General features: G+C 67.8%; 16 protein-coding genes. 15 read left to right on the plus strand and 1 reads right to left on the minus strand.

What is annotated here, in order from left to right:
• Window positions 1–13: 13 nt before the first annotated feature.
• The 3 genes from ACFX43_RS21705 to prfA all read left to right on the plus strand — a co-directional run bounded on the left by ACFX43_RS21705 (window position 14) and on the right by prfA (window position 4626).
• Entirely contained in the window at window positions 14–1738 is a 1725-nt protein-coding gene (locus tag ACFX43_RS21705; protein WP_378841066.1) for a gamma-glutamyltransferase family protein, read from the plus strand.
• A gap of 357 nt (window positions 1739–2095) precedes the next feature.
• Window positions 2096–3391, plus strand: coding sequence for a DUF222 domain-containing protein (locus ACFX43_RS21710; RefSeq protein WP_378834651.1), 1296 nt, complete (start codon window positions 2096–2098; stop codon window positions 3389–3391).
• Between the two features lie 155 nt (window positions 3392–3546).
• Entirely contained in the window at window positions 3547–4626 is a 1080-nt protein-coding gene (prfA, locus tag ACFX43_RS21715) for a peptide chain release factor 1 (protein WP_378834655.1), read from the plus strand.
• Window positions 4627–4770: 144 nt separating this feature from the next.
• Here prfA and ACFX43_RS21720 read toward each other — a convergent pair whose 3' ends face one another.
• The gene (locus ACFX43_RS21720; protein ID WP_378834658.1) at window positions 4771–5424 is read right to left on the minus strand and encodes a hypothetical protein; all 654 of its coding nucleotides are present in this window, start codon (window positions 5422–5424) and stop codon (window positions 4771–4773) included.
• Window positions 5425–5599: 175 nt separating this feature from the next.
• Here ACFX43_RS21720 and prmC point away from each other — a divergent pair, with 175 nt between their 5' ends.
• The 12 genes from prmC to ACFX43_RS21780 all read left to right on the plus strand — a co-directional run bounded on the left by prmC (window position 5600) and on the right by ACFX43_RS21780 (window position 15996).
• Window positions 5600–6457: a peptide chain release factor N(5)-glutamine methyltransferase gene (prmC, locus tag ACFX43_RS21725; RefSeq protein ID WP_378834660.1), complete on the plus strand. Its 858-nt coding sequence runs from the start codon at window positions 5600–5602 to the stop codon at window positions 6455–6457.
• Entirely contained in the window at window positions 6454–7200 is a 747-nt protein-coding gene (locus ACFX43_RS21730; RefSeq protein WP_378834663.1) for an L-threonylcarbamoyladenylate synthase, read from the plus strand. Before prmC ends, ACFX43_RS21730 begins: the two co-directional genes overlap by 4 nt.
• Window positions 7200–8375, plus strand: a complete 1176-nt coding sequence (locus ACFX43_RS21735; protein WP_378834666.1) for a glycosyltransferase family 4 protein — start codon at window positions 7200–7202, stop codon at window positions 8373–8375. The genes ACFX43_RS21730 and ACFX43_RS21735 overlap by 1 nt, the downstream gene beginning before the upstream one ends.
• 162 nt (window positions 8376–8537) lie before the next feature.
• Window positions 8538–8906: a hypothetical protein gene (locus tag ACFX43_RS21740; protein WP_378834668.1), complete on the plus strand. Its 369-nt coding sequence runs from the start codon at window positions 8538–8540 to the stop codon at window positions 8904–8906.
• Window positions 8907–9019: 113 nt separating this feature from the next.
• Complete coding sequence (gene atpB / locus ACFX43_RS21745) at window positions 9020–9826, plus strand: F0F1 ATP synthase subunit A (protein ID WP_378834671.1); 807 nt, start codon at window positions 9020–9022, stop codon at window positions 9824–9826.
• A 78-nt stretch (window positions 9827–9904) separates the two neighbouring features.
• On the plus strand, window positions 9905–10111 hold the full coding sequence (locus ACFX43_RS21750; protein WP_091047785.1) for an ATP synthase F0 subunit C: 207 nt from the start codon (window positions 9905–9907) through the stop codon (window positions 10109–10111).
• Between the two features lie 26 nt (window positions 10112–10137).
• Window positions 10138–10674, plus strand: coding sequence for a F0F1 ATP synthase subunit B (locus ACFX43_RS21755; RefSeq protein ID WP_141803116.1), 537 nt, complete (start codon window positions 10138–10140; stop codon window positions 10672–10674).
• Window positions 10674–11486 (plus strand): F0F1 ATP synthase subunit delta, encoded by an 813-nt coding sequence (locus ACFX43_RS21760; protein ID WP_378834675.1) that lies wholly within the window; start codon window positions 10674–10676, stop codon window positions 11484–11486. The genes ACFX43_RS21755 and ACFX43_RS21760 overlap by 1 nt, the downstream gene beginning before the upstream one ends.
• 84 nt (window positions 11487–11570) lie before the next feature.
• On the plus strand, window positions 11571–13211 hold the full coding sequence (gene atpA, locus ACFX43_RS21765; protein ID WP_378834679.1) for a F0F1 ATP synthase subunit alpha: 1641 nt from the start codon (window positions 11571–11573) through the stop codon (window positions 13209–13211).
• A 3-nt stretch (window positions 13212–13214) separates the two neighbouring features.
• Window positions 13215–14141 (plus strand): F0F1 ATP synthase subunit gamma, encoded by a 927-nt coding sequence (locus ACFX43_RS21770; protein WP_378834683.1) that lies wholly within the window; start codon window positions 13215–13217, stop codon window positions 14139–14141.
• A 26-nt stretch (window positions 14142–14167) separates the two neighbouring features.
• Complete coding sequence (gene atpD / locus ACFX43_RS21775; protein ID WP_378834686.1) at window positions 14168–15604, plus strand: F0F1 ATP synthase subunit beta; 1437 nt, start codon at window positions 14168–14170, stop codon at window positions 15602–15604.
• Window positions 15604–15996 carry a F0F1 ATP synthase subunit epsilon gene (locus ACFX43_RS21780; protein ID WP_378834689.1) on the plus strand — a complete coding sequence of 131 codons (393 nt, stop codon included), beginning with the start codon at window positions 15604–15606 and terminating at the stop codon, window positions 15994–15996. The genes atpD and ACFX43_RS21780 overlap by 1 nt, the downstream gene beginning before the upstream one ends.
• Window positions 15997–16034: the final 38 nt, after the last annotated feature.

Raw genomic sequence — 16034 nt, forward strand, 5'->3', positions numbered from 1 at the left:
GGGGAGGTTCGGCATGGTCGGCTCGACGCACTGGCTGGCCAGCGGTGCCGCGCAGGCGGTGCTCGAGCGCGGCGGCAACGCCTTCGACGCGGTGGTCGCGGGCGGATTCGTGCTGCACGTGGTCGAACCTCACCTCAACGGGCCGGGCGGCGACCTGGTCGGGATCTTCGCTGCTGCCGATGGTGCGCCGACGGTCCTGATGGGCCAGGGGCCGGCGCCGGAGGGGGCTTCGGTGGAGCACATGCGGGCAGAGGGGCTCGAGCTGGTCCCCGGCTCGGGCGCGCTGGCCGCCGCCGTTCCGGGCGCGGTCGAGGCCTGGCTGATGCTGCTGCGCGACCACGGCACCTGGGAGCTGGGCGAGGTGCTCGCCTACGCCATCGACTACGCCCGCAACGGCCACCCGATCCTGGGCCGGGCCGTCGCCACGATCGCCGCCGTGGCCGACCTGTTCCGCGATCACTGGCCCACCTCGGCCGCCCACTGGCTCGTCGACGGCGAGCCGCCGGAGCCGGACACGATGGTCCGCAACGAGGCCTACGCCGCCGTGCTCGACCGCCTCGTAGCCGCCGGTGACGGCGCCGCGACCCGTGAGGAGCGCATCGACGCCGCGCGTGCCGCCTGGGGGAGCGGGTTCGTCGCCGAGGCGATCGAACGGTTCGTACGCACCCCGCACCGACACTCCTCCGGAACAGATCATTCCGGTGTGATCACGGCGGCCGACATGGCTGGGTTCTCGGCTGCGTACGAGACACCCGTGACGACCGGTTTCCGGGGCCACACGATCGCGAAGGCCGGGCCGTGGACGCAGGGGCCGGTGCTGCTGCAGACTCTCAACCTGCTCGAGCCGCTCGACGACGCGCTGCTCGACCCGAGCAACCCCGACGGCGCGCACACCATCCTGGAGGCGACCAAGCTCGCCTTCGCCGACCGTGACGCCCATTACGGCGACGGCGCCGATCCGGCCGTGATCGAGACCCTCCTCTCCCAGGAGTACGCAGCCACCCGCCGCCCCCTCATCACCGATGTCGCCTCGGCTGAGGTGAGGCCCGGGCTGGGCGCGAGCGCCTTCCCGCCGCTGCGTGAGACCTACGACCCGGCCGCCGTCGCGTCCGGGGTGGGGGAGCCGACCGTCTCGCGCGACGGCGAGACCCGTGGAGACACCTGCCACATCGACGTCGCCGACCGCTGGGGCAACATCATCGCGGTCACTCCCTCGGGCGGGTGGCTGCAGTCGTCACCGACCGTCCCCGAGCTCGGCTTCTGCCTCGGCACCCGGCTGCAGATGACCTGGCTGGAGCCCGACCTGCCCTCCACCCTCACCCCCGGCCGGCGGCCGCGCACGACTCTCACCCCGACACTCGTCTTGCGCGACGGCCGCGCCGTCACCGCTGTCGGCTCTCCCGGAGGCGACCAGCAGGATCAGTGGCAGCTGCTCTATCTGTTGCGTACTCTCGTCGGCGGCTACTCGCCTCAGGAGGCCATCGATGCTCCGGCGCTCCACTCGACATCGTTTCCTGGGTCCTTCTGGCCGCGTACGTGGACTCCTGCGGGTGCGGTGCTCGAGGATCGGCTCGGGGCTTCGGTCGTCGAGGGGTTGCGGCGTCGGGGGCATGCTGTCGAGTTGAGTGGGGACTGGTCGCTTGGGCGGCTTTCTGCGGTTACTCGTGATCCTGAGACCGGGACGCTTTCTGCTGCTGCTAATGCTCGGGGTGCTCAGGGGTACGCCGTCGGGCGCTGAGGTTCCGGCTGGTCGGGCTGCCGGAGCCGCTAGGCGGAGGCGTGTCGAGACCAACACGGTCACTTCTCGGGGAAACCTCGCTTACCCGACCGTTCTTCGTTCCAAGGTTCGCCGCCGACCCTTGCTTTGAGTGTTTCTCGATCGCGCACCGCGTCAAGGACGCCCTTCGGGCGCCGGCTTCGCCGGCCGCTTCGCGGTCCTTGACCCGGCACCCGATCGAGAAAGATTTCGCCTATAACGGGGCGGCGGCGAGAGAGTGGCGCGGAATTCACGTTGCTTGTTCGCTGACCGCTTAACTGTCATCTGACCAGCACAAATGAGTCGCACAGGAGTGCTCGGGCGCATATAATAAGGCGCATGTACGAGACCATCGACCACCTCCTCGCCGGGCCGCCTCCGGGTGCGTCCGAGGCTGAGCTGGTGGATTGGATTGCTGGTCTCGAAGCGGTCAAGTGCACTGCTGAGGCGGTGCAGGCAGAAGCGGCGGTACGTCTCGACGAAGCCGTCCGGGCACGCCAATTAGAGGCCGGGGTTCCTGCCCGCAGACTCGGCGAGGGCGTGGCTTCCCAGATCGCGCTCGCGCGGCGGGTCTCGCCCGAGAAGGGCGCCAAGCTGCTCGGGCTGGCGAAGATCCTGACCAACGAGATGCCGCACACCTTCTCCCTGATGAAGGCCGGGCTGTTCTCGCAATGGCAGGCCACCATCCTGGCTCGCGAGACCGCATGCCTCTCGCTCGACGACCGCAGGGTCATCGACTACGAACTCTGTGCCACCGGTCCGGGCGGGGAACCGGCCAAGGCGGTGTCGATGGGGCTGCGGCAACTCGAGAACGCTGCCAAGAAGCTGGCCATCACCCTCGACCAGGAATCCGTCGTCGCCCGCGCCGCCAACGCCATGAAGGACCGCCGGGTCAGCCTGCGGCCGGCACCGGACACGATGACCTGGCTCGGTGCCCTGCTCCCGGTCAAGGACGGTGTCGCCGTCTTCGCGGCGCTCGATCAGGCCGCGAAGACCGCTGCGGCCGCCGGTGACGAACGCAGCCGGGGTCAGGTCATGGCCGACACCCTGGTCGACCGGATCACCGGCCGCAGCACCACCGGCACGAAGCCTCGGATCGAGGTCAAGATCGTGATGACCGCCGACTCCCTCACCGGCGACGCGGATCAGCCCGCCATGGTCGAGGGCTACGGACCCGTCCCCGCCGCCTGGGCCCGTGAAGCATTGGCCGATGCTGAGGTGTTCGTCCGTCGGCTGTTCACCGACCCCGCCGGGCGGCTGGTCGCGATGGAATCACGCGCCCGGAAGGCACCCGACGGGCTCGCGGAGTTCATCACCACTCGCGACGGTGGGATCTGCCGCACCAACGGCTGCGACGCCCCGATCCGCAACATCGACCACGTCGAACGTCATGCCGACGGCGGCGCGACGAGCGCTGAGAACCTTCAAGGGTTGTGCGAACGGTGCAACCAGGCCAAGGAGGCCCTCGGCTGGCGAGCCAGGCCAGGACCCGACGGCAGCATCATCACCACCACACCCACGGGCCATACCTACATCAGCCCGCCGCCCGACACCTGGAAACCGGATCCACCATCCTTGTCGCCGGCAGAACGCAGGCTGCGCCGCGTACTCGTTGACCACACCCTCGCAGCCTGAGGCTTCCGAGAACTTTCTTCGGATCGGTGCTTGACCTTGACGCTACGTCAGGGCTGCACGCTTCTTTCACGGCCCCAAACAGGAGCCACCAACCGATCCAAAGGGAGCACCACCATGAACNCGGGTATTCCTCCCAAGCGAGAAGCGAGGCGGAGATGTCACAGTTTGAAGCGGTCGAAGGGCTGATCGAGGAGCACGAGGGCCTCGAGAAGCGGCTCGCCGAGCCCGAGACCCATGCCGACGCGCGCCTGGCGAAGAAGCTCAACCAGCGGTACGCCGAGCTGAGCTCGATCATCGACGCCTACCACTCCTGGCAGCAGCTCGGTGACGACATCGAGGCCGCCCGTGAGCTGGCGGGGGAGGATCCCTCGTTCGCCGAGGAGGCCGACGCGCTGGTGCCCCAGCGCGAGGAGGCCGAGGAGCGGCTGCGTCGCCTGCTCGTACCTCGCGACCCGACCGACGACAAGGACGCCATCCTCGAGGTGAAGTCGGGGGAGGGCGGCGAGGAGTCGGCGCTGTTCGCCGGCGACCTGCTGCGGATGTACACCCGCTACGCCGAACGTCAGGGCTGGAAGCTCGAGTTCCTCGACGCCAACGAGTCCGACCTCGGTGGCTACAAGTCGGTCACCGTCGCGGTGAAGGCGAAGGGGACCTCCGAGCCCGGCCGGGCGCCCTACGCGCTGCTCAAGTTCGAGGGCGGCGTACACCGCGTCCAGCGGGTGCCGGTCACCGAGTCGCAGGGCCGTGTGCACACCTCTGCCGCCGGTGTCCTGGTGGTTCCCGAGGCCGAGCCCATCGATGTCGAGATCAACGACAACGACCTCCGCATCGACGTCTACCGCTCCTCGGGCCCCGGCGGCCAGTCGGTCAACACCACCGACTCGGCGGTCCGGATCACCCACATCCCCACCGGCATCGTCGTCTCGATGCAGAACGAGAAGTCGCAGCTGCAGAACAAGGAGCAGGCCATGCGCGTGCTCCGCTCGCGCCTGCTCCAGGCGGCCCAGGACGCCGCCGACGCGGAAGCCTCCGACGCCCGCCGCTCCCAGGTGCGCACCGTCGACCGCTCCGAGCGCATCCGCACCTACAACTACCCGGAGAACCGCATCTCCGACCACCGCACCGGCTACAAGTCCTACAACCTCGACCAGGTCCTGGACGGCGACCTGGAGCCGGTGATCGGAAGCGCGGTCGATGCCGACCTGGCGGCCCGCCTGGCCAGCCTGGACTCCTGAAACCGCCGCCGAGACGTCGATTTCTGGCGCCGAGGCGTCAGTTCTTGAGACCGAAAGGTCAGTAGCGTCAGAAACTGACTCTTCGCGGAAACTCGAAGGTCGCAGCCACTCGGTGACTGCGACCTTCGAGCTTGTCGGTGTGAATCAGGCGTTGGCCTTCTTCTTGAAGCCCACGACGAACCCGGCCGCCTCGGCCGACTCCTCGGAGTCGAAGTAGACGGCTGCCTTCGTACGGCCGTAGTAGGGGCTCGCCGTCGTGTGGTACTTCTTCCCGCTGCTGCCCTTGATGTCGTACGCAGCATCCGAGCTGCTTCCGTCAGCAGCCGGCAGCACGGCGCCGGGGTAGGGAGCACCGTTGGTCGCGGCGGGCGCCTCGGCGGCCGGGGCGGCCTCCGGCTCGGCCGCCACGGGAGCCTCCTCTTCCGAAGCCTCGGCCACGGCTGCGGCGGGCTCGGCTGCTTCGGGCTCGGCGGTGACGGTCTCGGTCGCGTCAGCGGCGGCGGCCGCGGTGACGCTCTCGGCCTCCGCGACGACAGCAGCGGTGTCCGCTTCGGTCACCTCGGCCGCGGGCTCCTCAGCGATCGGAGCCTCAGCCGGAGCCTCAGCAGCCGGCTCGGCGACGGAAGCCTCGGCGGGGACGGCGGCAGCGGCGACGGGCGCACTGGTGGCCTCGGCGGCCGCGTGGTCCTTGTCCGCTCGATGTGCGGCCTTGGCGTCCTTGCGGATCGGGCGTCCGAAGAAGAACCAGATCAGGAGGGCGAGGACGAGGATGAGTGCAAGCAGCAAAGGCCACTTCATGGGGTGATGTTTCCTTCCGGGGGAGATCTCGGGTGTGATGGTGGGGCAGCACAGCGCCCGACGAGGTGTGCGGCCAGTCCCGCGTCCCCCGATATGACCGGAAGAACCGTTGAGGCGCCCGAACGTTACCCTCAGCCGGGTAAAGCATGACTAACACATTCAGGAGCAGTTGCCCATGACCGCCCCGCGCACACTTCTGGCAAGTGCCCGAAAGCAGCTCGAAGAGGCCGGAGTCGAGAGCCCGGACGCCGATGCGGCCATCTTGTTGGCCCATGTCCTCGACACCGACCGCAACCGCCTCTTCCTCGTCGACGACGTGGCGGAGCACCAGGAGAAGGCCTACGCGGACCTGCTCGCCCGCCGCGCGGAACGCGAGCCGCTGCAGCACCTGACCGGGGTGGCGTACTTCCGCCACGTCGAGCTCGCCGTCGGTCCCGGTGTCTTCGTGCCGCGGCCCGAGACCGAGCTGCTCGCCGGTTGGGCGATCGACCGGGCTGCGGCCATCGACCAGCCCGTCGTCGTCGACCTGTGCACGGGGTCAGGGGCGATCGCGAAGAGCATCGCCGACGAGGTCCCGGGCGCCGAGGTGCACGCGGTCGAGCTCTCCGAGGACGCCTACCCCTGGGCCGTACGCAACCTGTCCGGCACCGGCGTGGACCTGCGACAGGGCGACATGGCCGATGAGTTCACCGACCTGGACGGCAGCGTCGACGTGCTGGTCTGCAACCCGCCGTACATCCCGCTCGAAGCCTGGGAGTCCGTCGCCGCCGAGGCGCGCGACCACGACCCCGACCTCGCCCTCTTCTCCGGGCAGGACGGACTGGACGCGATCCGTGTCCTGGAACGACGGGCCGCCGAGCTGCTCAGGCCCGGGGGAGTGGTCGGCTTCGAGCACGCCGACGAGCAGGGCCCGGGCGGTCAGAACGGTGGCGCACCGGCGGTCTTCGCCGCCACCGGAAGATGGCAGGACGTACGCGATCATCTCGATCTGGCAGGCCGTCCGCGCTTCACGACCGCACAACTGGCAACATGAGCACTGTGACTGAGCGCTACCCGATCGCGACCGAGGACGAGCAGACCGAGGCGATCGATGCTGCCGCGGCCGCCCTTCAGGCCGGCGAGCTCGTGGTCGTACCGACCGATACGGTCTACGGCATCGCCGCCGACGCGTTCGACAAGGGCGCCGTGGCCGGTCTGCTCGCCGCCAAGGGCCGGGGCCGCTCGATGCCGCCGCCGGTGCTGATCTCCAACGTCGCCACCCTCGACGCCCTCGCGACGCGCATTCCCGACTGGGCGCGCAGCCTCGTCGAGGAGCTGTGGCCCGGCGCGCTCACGGTGGTGTTCCACCAGCAGCCGTCGCTGCAGTGGGACCTGGGCGAGGCCCGCCAGACCGTGGCCGTACGCATCCCCGACTCCGACATCCTGCGCCGGATCATCGACCGGGTCGGTCCGCTGGCGACCAGCTCGGCCAACCGCACCACGAAGCCTGCCGCCACCAACGCCGACCAGGCCGACGAGATGCTCGGGAAGATGGTCAAGGCCATCATCGACGGCGGCGAGTCGCCGGTCGGCGAGGCGTCCACGATCATCTCCGCCACCGGTGACGAGCCGAAGGTACTCCGGGAGGGCGCGATCAGCATCGACCGGATCAACGAGATCCTCGCCGATCACGGCGTCGCCATCCGTCGGCCGGGCGATCCGGACCCCGCCACTATGCCCGAGACCGACGGGCCCGAGACCGACCTGCCCGCCACGGACGCCGACACAGAAGCCTGATGCGCGCCTACGTCCTCCTCTTCCTGGTCGCCGCCGTGGTGACCTACCTGCTCACCGTCGTCGCCCGCGAGTTCGCGATGCGCACGGGGGCCGTCGCGAAGGTCCGAGACCGCGACGTACACGCCGTTCCGATCCCCTACATGGGTGGCGTGGCGATGCTGGGTGGCCTGGTGGCCGCCTACCTGGTCGCGCGTGAGCTGCCGTTCCTGGCCGATGCGCCGGACTTCGTGCTCCAGGACACCGGCGTGGTGATCCTCGCCGGCGCGCTGATCTGCATCGTCGGCGTCGTCGACGACATCTTCGAGCTCGACGCCCTCACCAAGCTGGGCGGCCAGGTGCTGGCTACCGCGATCCTGGTGGGCTTCAACCTGCAGTACAGCCTGATCACCTTCCCCGACGGCACCCAGTTCTCGATCGACCCTGCCCAGGGCGCTCTGCTCACCGGGCTCGTCGTGATCACCGTGGTCAACGCCGTCAACTTCATCGACGGACTCGACGGTCTGGCCGCGGGTGTCGTCGGTATCGGTGCGCTGGCGCTGTTCCTGTTCTGCTACCAGTTCACCCGGATCAACGACATCGGCCGCGCCTCGACAGCGGCGCTCCTGACCGTCGCCCTCGCCGGAGCCTGCGTCGGCTTCCTCATCCACAACTGGCATCCCGCCCGGCTGTTCATGGGGGACAGCGGCTCGATGCTGATCGGCCTGATCCTCGCCGCCAGCGCGGTCACCCTCTCGGGCTCCTACAACGCCGGCGGCCTGAACGTGAACGCCTTCGACGCCTCCACCGCGCTCCTGGTGACCTTCCTGCCGCTGCTGCTCCCACTGACGATCCTGGTGGTCCCTCTCGTCGACCTCGTGCTGGCCGTCGTACGCCGCACCCGCGCCGGCCGGTCACCCTTCGCCGCGGACAAGAAGCACCTCCACCACCGCCTCCTGGAGATCGGCCACTCCCAGCGCCGTGCCGTGCTGATCATGTGGCTCTGGGCCGGCCTGATGTCCTTCGGCTCCGTCTTCGTGACCCTCTACCGCGGTCCGGTCGTCATCGTCGGCGTCATCATCGCCACCGCCCTCATCGTGCTCCTCACCTTCGTCCTCCCCAAGATCCGCGGGGAGCGCACCGACAAGCTCCTCGAGGTCCCCGAGGACCTCACCCCGCTGGAGCACCAGCCCCGCTAGAGGCGGCTTGATCGATCAATTAGGGCGCCCAAAGACGCTTGTGATAGTTTTCACGAGCGTTCGGGATACGCTCCTGAACACCTGAAATGCCCCCAGAGAGAACGGCCGCCGACGATGACGACCGCAACCAGCAAGTTCAAGGTACTGCGAGGTTCTGCCGCAGTGTCCGCAGTTGCTGTGCTCGCGGCCCTCGCGGTGGCCTTTGTTCTTGCCGGGACTGATGGTCTGATCGGTGCTGCGATCGGATCGATCGCCACCGTTGTCGTGCTGGCGGTCGGTTCTTGGGCGATGTTCTGGATCGCGGCGAAGTCGCCCGCGTTGTCGTTGCCCGCCGCTGTCGGTGTCTTCACGCTGTCAGGCATGGTTCTCTTCGTTGTCCTGCTGGTCGTTTCGCAGACCGGGGGAGACGCTGTCGTACGTCCGGCAGCCTTCTCGGTCATGGCGCTCACAGTCGCATGGACGACCACGTTCGCGTTCCTGGTGCGACGCGAGCGAATCCCGCTCTTCGACCTGCCCGGGGCAGACTCGTGACCCGCCAGTAGCGCCTGATATCGTCCGGGCCGTCGGGGGCGGCCGCCGGGATGATGCCCGAGCCTTTGAGGCTCGCCACCCAGAATCGTAAGTTCGAACAAACAGGAGACAGCGTGAAGTCGCTTGCCGCCACCGTTATGGCGTCGGAGTCGGGGCCTCATATCCCGGGGCCCGCGGACTTCTTCCTTCCGCCGATCGTCGGGTCCGGCGACTGGGCCCTGACCAAGGTGAGCCTCCTGGTCCTGCTGTCCGTCGTGATCGGTTTCGGCTTCTTCTACGCCGCCTCCCGCAAGGCCGCCGTGGTTCCGAGCCGTCTGCAGTTCGCCGGTGAGTACGTCTACGGGATGGTCCGCAACTCCATCGCCCGCGACATCATCGGGTCGAAGGACTACATGAGGTTCGTGCCGTACCTCTTCACGGTCTTCATCTTCATCATCATCAACAACTTCTACGGGATCATCCCGTTCGTCCAGTTCCCGACGATGTCGCACATCGGCTACACGGCGGCCCTGGCGGTCATCACCTGGCTGATCTACAACACCGTCGGCATCGCGAAGCACGGCTTCGTCGGCTACCTCAAGCTCCAGACGGTGCCCAGCGGCGTGAGCGGCCCGATCCTGATCATGATGGTCCCGCTGGAGTTCCTCTCCAACATCGTCGTGCGCCCGTTCACGCTGGCGATTCGTCTCTTCGCGACCATGTTCGCCGGCCACCTGCTGGTGGCGCTCTTCTCCATCGGCGGCGCCTGGCTGATCCTGCACTACGCTCCGGTGTGGCAGGGCATCACTGCCGGCGTCTTCGCCTTCCTGCTCGGCATCTTCGTGTCCTTCTTGGACATGCTGATCATGTTCCTGCAGGCCTATGTCTTCACCCTGCTCTCGGCGATGTACATCGCCGGTGCAGTCGCCGACGAGCACTGAGCCTCGTCATTCCAGCCCAACCCAAGTCGACGCACAACAACTGACGCAGATCGCGTCACAACCGAAAGGAAAATCCCCATGGAGGGACAGCTCGGAATCATCGGCCTCGGCCTCTCCGCCATCGGCCCGGGTGTCGGTGTCGGTCTGATCTTCGCCGCGTACGTCGCCGGTGTCGCCCGTCAGCCGGAGGCCCAGAGCCGCCTGCAGGCGATCGCGATCCTCGGCTTCGCTCTGTGTGAGCAGTTCTTCATCATCTCCCTGGCTCTCGCCTTCGTCCTTCGCTGACGTAGGGAACTACTGAAGGTTCCGACATGATCCTTACCCAGGTAACCGCTGCGGAGACCGAGATCAACCCGTTGGTCCCGCACGTCCCGGAGATCATCCTCGGTTTCATCGTCATCGCCATCCTCTTCGTGGGAGTTGCGAAGTTCATCGTTCCGAACTTCGAGAAGGCGTACGCCGATCGAACCGCGGCGATCGAAGGCGGCATCGAGAACGCCAACGCCAAGCAGGCCGAGGCGGATGCCAAGCTCGCTCAGCTGGAGGCCCAGCTGGCCGACGCTCGCCACGAGGCTGCCCGCATCCGCGAGCAGGCTCGCGAGGAGGGCGCCGCGATCAAGGCCGAGATGCGCCTCGAGGCGCAGGCCGAGGCGGAGCGCATCATCACCGCCGGCAAGGCGCAGATCGAGGCCGAGCGCCAGGCGGCTGCTACGTCGCTGAAGACCGAGGTCGGCTCGCTGGCCACCGGTCTCGCCGGTCGCATCGTCGGCGAGTCCCTCGACGACGACGAGCGTTCCAGCCGTGTGGTCGAGCGGTTCCTCGCTGACCTCGAGGCAGGGGTTCACTGATGGACTTCCGTGGAGCGTCGGCCGACGCCGTTGCCGCCCTGACCGAGGAGCTGAAGACCGCTGTCTCCGCCTCTCCTGAGGCGGCGGCGAAGGCGGCCGACACCCTCTTCGAGGTCTCCCAGACCCTCCGTGCTGAGGCAGCTCTGCGACGCTTCGTCACCGATGCCTCGGTGCCGCAGGAGGCCAAGACCGGCCTCGTCGGTGAGCTGTTCGGCGGGAAGGTCGACGCGACGGGCCTCGGCGTGTTCGAGTCGGCGGTCAAGCACCGCTGGACGCATGCCGGCGACCTGAGCGATGCGGTCGAGCGACTGAGCGAGATCGCCGCGGTCCGCAGCGCCGGCGGCGAGGCCAAGCGCCTCGCCGACGAGCTGTTCGCGGTCCAGCAGGCCGTGCAGGAGACGCCGGAGCTGCGCGACGCGCTCTCCGACCCGGCTCGCACGACCGAAGACAAGGCCGCGCTGGTCGACACGCTGCTCGGCGGCAAGGCGCTTCCGGCGACCGTGACCCTGACGAAGCAGGCGCTGGCGGGCACCTACCGCACCGCATCGGCCGCTCTCGGTGAATACCAGAAGGTCGCGGCATCCGTCGCAGACGAGGGCACCGCGGTCATCCGCGTCGCGACCCCGCTCTCGGAGGCCGAGACCACCCGTCTGGCGGCAGCACTGGCGAGGAAGTACGGCCGTGAGGTCCACCTCAACGTGGTCGTCGATCCGGCTGTCGTCGGTGGCATCAAGGTATCGATCGGTGACGACGTCATCGACGGCACCGTCTCGAGTCGCCTCGAAGGGGCGCAGCGAGCCCTGGCCGGCTGATCCGGCACCGCGGCCGACCTCAACTGGCCGTACGACCCCTGTGTGACACAGACTGACTTGTAAGAACTGAGAGAGAAGGCACAGATGACGGAGCTCTCCATCCGTCCCGACGAGATCCGGGACGCACTGGCAAAGTACGTCGCGGACTACAAGCCGGAGGCGGCGAAGACCGAGGAGGTCGGCACCGTCGCTTCGACCGCGGACGGCATCGCCCGCGTGTCGGGTCTGCCCTCGGCCATGACCAACGAGCTCCTCGAGTTCGAGGACGGCACCCTTGGTCTCGCCCTGAACCTGGACACCCGCGAGATCGGTGTCGTCGTCCTGGGCGACTTCGACAAGATCGAGGAGGGCCAGTCGGTCCGACGTACGGGCGAGGTTCTCTCGGTCCCCGTCGGTGACGGCTACCTCGGCCGCGTCGTGGACCCGCTCGGTAACGCGATCGACGGCCTCGGCGACATCGAGACGGTCGGCCGCCGCGCCCTGGAGCTCCAGGCTCCCGGCGTGATGGCCCGCAAGTCGGTGCACGAGCCGCTCGCGACCGGCATCAAGGCGATCGACGCGATGACCCCGATCGGCCGTGGCCAGCGTCAGCTGATCATCGGTGACCGCTCGACCGGTAAGACCACGGTCGCGATCGACACGATCATCAACCAGAAGCAGAACTGGGAGTCGGGCGACCCCGACAAGCAGGTCCGCTGCATCTACGTCGCCATCGGCCAGAAGGGCTCGACCATCGCCTCCGTGCGTGGCGCCCTCGAGGAGTCCGGCGCGCTGGAGTACACGACGATCGTCGCGGCTCCGGCCTCCGACTCCGCGGGCTTCAAGTACCTCGCCCCCTACACCGGCTCGGCCATCGGCCAGCACTGGATGTACGAGGGCAAGCACGTCCTGATCGTCTTCGACGACCTGACCAAGCAGGCCGAGGCCTACCGCGCCGTGTCGCTGCTGCTGCGCCGCCCGCCGGGCCGTGAGGCCTACCCGGGTGACGTCTTCTACCTGCACTCCCGGCTTCTGGAGCGCTGCGCGAAGCTCTCCGACGAGATGGGCAAGGGCTCGATGACCGGTCTGCCGATCATCGAGACCAAGGCCAACGACGTCTCGGCGTTCATCCCGACCAACGTCATCTCCATCACCGACGGTCAGATCTTCCTGCAGTCCGACCTGTTCGCGGCCAACCAGCGCCCGGCCATCGACGTCGGTGTCTCGGTCTCCCGCGTCGGTAGCGCCGCGATGACCAAGGCCCTCAAGGCCGTCACCGGCTCGCTCAAGGTCGAGCTCGCGCAGTACCGCGCGATGGAGGCCTTCGCGATGTTCGCCTCCGACCTGGACGCGGCCTCGAAGCAGCAGCTGGCCCGGGGTCAGCGGCTGATGGCGCTCCTCAAGCAGCCGGCCTACTCGCCCTACCCGATCGACGAGATGACCGTCTCGCTGTGGCTGGGCACCTCCGGCGGCCTGGACATCGTCCCGGTCGAGGACGTGCTCAAGTTCGAGCGGGAGTTCCTCGACTTCCTGCGTCGCTCCCACGACGGCATCCTCGCCGGCATCCGTGAGTCGCTGAAGTTCGAGGACTCCACCGAGTCCGAGCTGAAGAAGGCTTACGACTCCTTCCTCGACCAGTTCGAGACCTCGGAGGGCCACTCGATCAAGCCGGGTTCCGCCAAGGAGCAGGCCCTGGCTGACGAGGACGTCGAGCAGGAGCAGATCGTCAAGCAGAAGCGGGGCTGACCCATGGCCGTGTCAGTGCGTGAACTCCGCGCGCGGATCAAGTCGACGGAGTCGATGAAGAAGATCACGCGTGCCATGGAGCTCATCGCTGCGTCCCGGATCATCAAGGCGCAGCAGCGGGCCAATGCGGCCGCGCCGTACGCCCGTGAGCTCACCCGCGCCGTCTCGGCGGTGGCGACCTACTCCAACGTGGACCACCCGCTGACCACCGAGCCGGAGGCGCCCACCCGCGCCGCCGTCCTGGTGGTCACCAGCGACCGTGGTCTGGCCGGCTCCTACTCCTCGAGCGTGCTCAAGGAGGCCGAGGGTCTGGTCGAGAAGCTCAAGGCCGAGGGCAAGGAGGTCGACCTCTACGTCACCGGACGTAAGGCGGAGGCCTTCTACAAGTTCCGCGGTCGTTCCGTGGCACAGGCCTGGACCGGCTTCTCCGACCGCCCGGACTTCGAGGCGGCCAAGGAGATCGGCGAGAAGCTGATCGAGGTCTTCGTCGAGGGCACCGAGGCCGAGAAGGCCGCAGCTCCCGGCGTCGACGAGGTCCACGTGGTCTACACGCGGTTCATCACCATGATGACGCAGAAGCCCACCGCCGTACGTCTCCTGCCTCTGGAGGTCGTGGAGGGCACCGAGGCTCCGGCCGAGGGCGACGTCCTGCCGCTCTACGAGTTCGAGCCGTCGGCTGAGACCGTGCTCGACTCGCTGCTCCCGCAGTACGTCGTGAGCCGGATCTGGTTCGCGCTGCTGCAGGCCGCCGCCTCCGAGCTGGCCCAGCGTCAGAAGGCGATGAAGTCGGCTACCGACAATGCCGATGAGCTCATCAAGAAGTTCACCCGGGTTGCCAACCAGGCTCGCCAGGCAGGCATCACCCAGGAGATCAGCGAGATCGTCGGCGGCGTGAACGCGCTCGCCGACGCCCAGGCTGCGAACGACTGAGAACCCACAGAAAGACTGACTAGAAAATGACCGCACAGGTTGACGAGAAGACCACGACGGGCCGCATCGCCCGCGTGATCGGCCCGGTCGTCGACGTGGAGTTCCCCGTCGACGCCATGCCGGACATCTACAACAAGCTCGAGGTCGAGGTCACCATCAGCGGTGAGACGACGACCCTGCCGCTCGAGGTTGCCCAGCACATCGGTGACGGCATGGTCCGCGCGATCTCGCTGAAGCCGACCGACGGCGTCGTACGCGGCTCCTCGGTGCGTGACACCGGTGGCCCGATCACGGTTCCCGTGGGTGACGTCACCCTCGGCCACGTGTTCAACGCGACCGGTGACATCCTCGACGTCGACCCGTCCACGGTCGAGGTCAAGGAGCGCTGGGGCATCCACCGCAAGGCTCCGGCCTTCGACCAGCTGGAGTCCAAGACCCAGATGTTCGAGACGGGCATCAAGGTCATCGACCTCCTCACCCCCTACGTGACCGGTGGAAAGATCGGCCTCTTCGGTGGTGCGGGCGTCGGCAAGACCGTCCTCATCCAGGAGATGATCGCCCGAGTCGCCAAGAACCACGGTGGTGTCTCCGTGTTCGCCGGTGTCGGCGAGCGCACCCGTGAGGGCAACGACCTCATCCACGAGATGCAGGAGGCCGGCGTCTACGACAAGGTCGCCCTGACCTTCGGCCAGATGGACGAGCCGCCGGGCACGCGTCTTCGCGTGGCCCTCTCGGCGCTGACGATGGCGGAGTACTTCCGCGACGTGCAGGGCCAGGACGTGCTGCTGTTCATCGACAACATCTTCCGCTTCACCCAGGCGGGCTCCGAGGTCTCGACCCTGCTGGGCCGGATGCCTTCGGCCGTGGGCTACCAGCCCAACCTGGCTGACGAGATGGGTCAGCTCCAGGAGCGGATCACCTCGACGCGTGGTCACTCGATCACCTCGATGCAGGCGATCTACGTGCCGGCCGACGACTACACCGACCCGGCTCCGGCGACCACGTTCGCCCACCTGGACGCGACCACCGAGCTCTCCCGCGAGATCGCGTCGCTGGGTATCTACCCGGCCGTGGACCCGCTGACCTCGACGTCGCGAATCCTGGACCCGCAGTACATCGGTCAGGACCACTACGACTGCGCCGTCCGCGTCAAGCAGATCCTCCAGCGCAACAAGGAGCTGCAGGACATCATCGCGATCCTGGGTGTCGACGAGCTCTCCGAGGAAGACAAGATCATCGTCTCCCGCGCTCGCCGGATCCAGCGGTTCCTGTCGCAGAACACCTACGTCGCCAAGCAGTTCACCGGCATCGAGGGTTCGACAGTTCCGGTCAAGGACACCATCGAGGCGTTCAACAAGATCGCCGAGGGCGAGTACGACCACGTCGCCGAGCAGGCGTTCTTCATGTGCGGTGGCCTCGACGACGTCGAGGCGAAGTGGGCCGAGATCCAGAAGAGCCTCTGATGACGGACGCACTTCAGGTGGAGCTCGTCGCTGCAGACCGCGTGGTCTGGAGCGGCGGGGCCACCATGGTCATCGCCCGAACGGTCGACGGTGATGTCGGCGTCCTGCGCGGTCACGCGCCGGTACTGTCGGCTCTCACCGACGCGGTCGTGGAGATCACTCCGGAGGAGGGCACCGAGGTCATCGCGACCGTCGACGGTGGCTTCCTCTCGGTGGCCAACGACCGCGTCTCGATCCTGTCCGAGCACGTGCTGCTGGCCCACGAGATCGACCTCAGCGAGGCTGAGATCGAGCTCGAGGAGGCCCGTCGCCTGCTCGGCACCAACAACGACGCCGAGAAGCGCATCCGTCGTGCCGAGGCACGCATCCGCGCTGTCGAGAAGGCCTCTTAGGGAAAGAGGGGCGATACCCGGATGGCATGGTGGGAGCT

Origin of the sequence: Nocardioides sp. YIM B13467, assembly GCF_042788075.1 — a bacterium.
Lineage (GTDB): Bacteria > Actinomycetota > Actinomycetes > Propionibacteriales > Nocardioidaceae > Nocardioides.

Excerpts from the sequence above, each read along its gene's own strand:
- ACFX43_RS21760 (WP_378834675.1), top strand. The coding sequence starts at position 10,674 with ATGGACTTCCGTGGAGCGTCGGCCGACGCCGTTGCCGCCCTGACCGAG.
- atpA (WP_378834679.1), top strand. The coding sequence starts at position 11,571 with ATGACGGAGCTCTCCATCCGTCCCGACGAGATCCGGGACGCACTGGCA.
- ACFX43_RS21780 (WP_378834689.1), top strand. The coding sequence starts at position 15,604 with ATGACGGACGCACTTCAGGTGGAGCTCGTCGCTGCAGACCGCGTGGTC.
- ACFX43_RS21710 (WP_378834651.1), top strand. The coding sequence starts at position 2,096 with ATGTACGAGACCATCGACCACCTCCTCGCCGGGCCGCCTCCGGGTGCG.
- ACFX43_RS21705 (WP_378841066.1), top strand. The coding sequence starts at position 14 with ATGGTCGGCTCGACGCACTGGCTGGCCAGCGGTGCCGCGCAGGCGGTG.
- prfA (WP_378834655.1), top strand. The coding sequence starts at position 3,547 with ATGTCACAGTTTGAAGCGGTCGAAGGGCTGATCGAGGAGCACGAGGGC.
- prmC (WP_378834660.1), top strand. The coding sequence starts at position 5,600 with ATGACCGCCCCGCGCACACTTCTGGCAAGTGCCCGAAAGCAGCTCGAA.
- ACFX43_RS21720 (WP_378834658.1), bottom strand. The coding sequence starts at position 5,424 with ATGAAGTGGCCTTTGCTGCTTGCACTCATCCTCGTCCTCGCCCTCCTG.
- ACFX43_RS21730 (WP_378834663.1), top strand. The coding sequence starts at position 6,454 with ATGAGCACTGTGACTGAGCGCTACCCGATCGCGACCGAGGACGAGCAG.
- ACFX43_RS21750 (WP_091047785.1), top strand. The coding sequence starts at position 9,905 with ATGGAGGGACAGCTCGGAATCATCGGCCTCGGCCTCTCCGCCATCGGC.
- ACFX43_RS21735 (WP_378834666.1), top strand. The coding sequence starts at position 7,200 with ATGCGCGCCTACGTCCTCCTCTTCCTGGTCGCCGCCGTGGTGACCTAC.
- ACFX43_RS21755 (WP_141803116.1), top strand. The coding sequence starts at position 10,138 with ATGATCCTTACCCAGGTAACCGCTGCGGAGACCGAGATCAACCCGTTG.
- ACFX43_RS21770 (WP_378834683.1), top strand. The coding sequence starts at position 13,215 with ATGGCCGTGTCAGTGCGTGAACTCCGCGCGCGGATCAAGTCGACGGAG.
- atpD (WP_378834686.1), top strand. The coding sequence starts at position 14,168 with ATGACCGCACAGGTTGACGAGAAGACCACGACGGGCCGCATCGCCCGC.